Raw genomic sequence first — 1,965 nt, 5'->3', positions numbered from 1 at the left:
CCGGGCAATTTCCATCATTCGAGCGGAGGCACCAGGCACGCGCCGACGCAGCGCCTCCAGGCCTTGTGCGTATTCCTCAGTGAGCTGAGCCCAATCAGAAAACTCGTTTCCAAGTGCAGGGTTAGCTTCGTAGTTCATGTCTCGGTCCGCTCGTATGTCGATGAAACGAGTGTATGTGAACATTTCACATTCCCTGCGGACTTGGCAGAAGGATGAGCCGCAGGCGTGAGGTATTGCACAGCCTCCGCCCCCCGCGTTATTCGAATGATCTTTCTGTACAGGTGGAGCGCTGCAGTTCGCGTGACTTATTACCGGCCCTCGCAGCAATATGAATACTTTCGTTTCGTCAATGCATGTAATTAACTAGAATTGATTACATGAACTCATCGAAAGAGCAGCAAGACTGGGACACCAACTACGGATGGTGGACTGACAAGCCGGAGAGAAACGCCCGACTTGGCTCCAACGCAGGTCGCTACCCTGCTTCTGTGAACAGGAGTGAGCGCGTGTGGAGTGAAGCCGCCTTGGTTGTGGGGCTCGCTCTGTCGCTCGTGCTTTCGCTCGTGTCGCTCGCCTCACGCTAGATACCCATCACTGGATGGGCGGATGCCCTTCCTCCGTTCATCCGATTGCACAAGCGCTTCAACCCAGTGCGCCCGATAACCATAAATTCTTCACAAATGTGACATTGGCACATGCGTAAATAGGCGTCTTCGCGTGAAATGCAGTGGAGTCCAAAACGGCGGTATGCATGGCTTGGACACCCACTACGCAAGGACACACACGTGAAATTTGGCAGCTTGAAGATTGGCATCCGTCTGGGCATCGGCTTCGCCTTGATGTTGTCCCTCATGACCTTCACCGCGGGCTTTTCAGTACTGCAGCTGAAATCGGTCGCAGCGGCAGTCGACGAGATGGACACGGCGGCTCATCGGGCTGAGCTGTCGCAGCGCTGGGTCTCCGGGATCGTTGCCAACGGGATTCGCACCGTGGCACTTCTCAAAGCCACTGCACAGGCAGATGAGGAGTACTACGCAGGACAAATGGCCAGCCAAAGCGCCGAGGTCAACAAGCTGCAGGCCGATCTGCAGGAGACGGTCGTGTCTGCTGAAGGGAAGGCTCTCATGGACGAAGTGGCCCTGCGGCGCGAGACGTATACTAAGGCGCGCGCAGAGCTCATCAAGCACAAGAAGGACAGAGGCGCAGAGGTTTCGCCTGCTGAGTTGGATCAGCTCACGAAAAGCAAGATCCTGCCGGTACAAGAGGCCTACATCGCTGCCGTCCAGAAAGTGGTCGCTCGCCAAGCCGCCCTCCTTGCCTCCACGAGTACGAAGGCTGATGCAGATGCAGCGGTCGCCGAACGAACGGTGCTCATCCTTGCAGCCATCACGTTGGCGATCGGCGCCCTGCTGGCATGGCGACTGGCCCGTAGCATCACGGTTCCGATCGCTGAGGCTCTGACGATCGCGCAGACCGTTGCTGCCGGTGACCTCAGCAGCCGCATTGTTGTCAGAAGCCAGGACGAGACGGGGCAGCTGATGAGTGCATTGCAGCTCATGAGCGAGAACCTCTCTAGGATCGTCGGCGAAGTCCGCCATGGCAGCGACACCATTGCCACAGCTTCCAGTCAGATCGCCTCTGGAAATCAAGATCTATCTGCACGCACGGAGGAGCAGGCCAGCTCGCTGGAGGAAACGGCCGCGTCGATGGAACAGCTGACCTCCACGGTCAAGCTCAATGCCGACAACGCCCGCGAAGCCAACCAGTTGGCGGTCTCCGCTTCCGAGGTCGCCGTTCGCGGAGGCGCCACCGTGAGCGAGGTGGTCGAGACCATGGGTCTGATCAACGCATCGAGCAAAAAGATCGTGGACATCATCGGTGTCATCGAAGGCATCGCGTTCCAGACGAACATCCTGGCGCTCAATGCTGCCGTGGAGGCGGCGCGGGCAGGCGAACAGGGGCGTG

Annotated in this window: 1 protein-coding gene; it reads left to right on the top strand. The window is 58.3% G+C overall.

Going from position 1 to position 1,965, the window contains the following annotated elements; genetic code table 11:
- Positions 1-785: 785 nt before the first annotated feature.
- Positions 786-1,965 (top strand): methyl-accepting chemotaxis protein (locus ACSFA0_RS26580; RefSeq protein WP_435453263.1); only part of this gene is annotated, 1,180 nt, incomplete at its 3' end.

Origin of the sequence: Variovorax restrictus (genome assembly GCF_051216715.1) — a bacterium.
Taxonomy (GTDB): Bacteria; Pseudomonadota; Gammaproteobacteria; order Burkholderiales; family Burkholderiaceae_C; genus Variovorax.
This window is presented reverse-complemented; position numbering and strand designations above follow the sequence as displayed.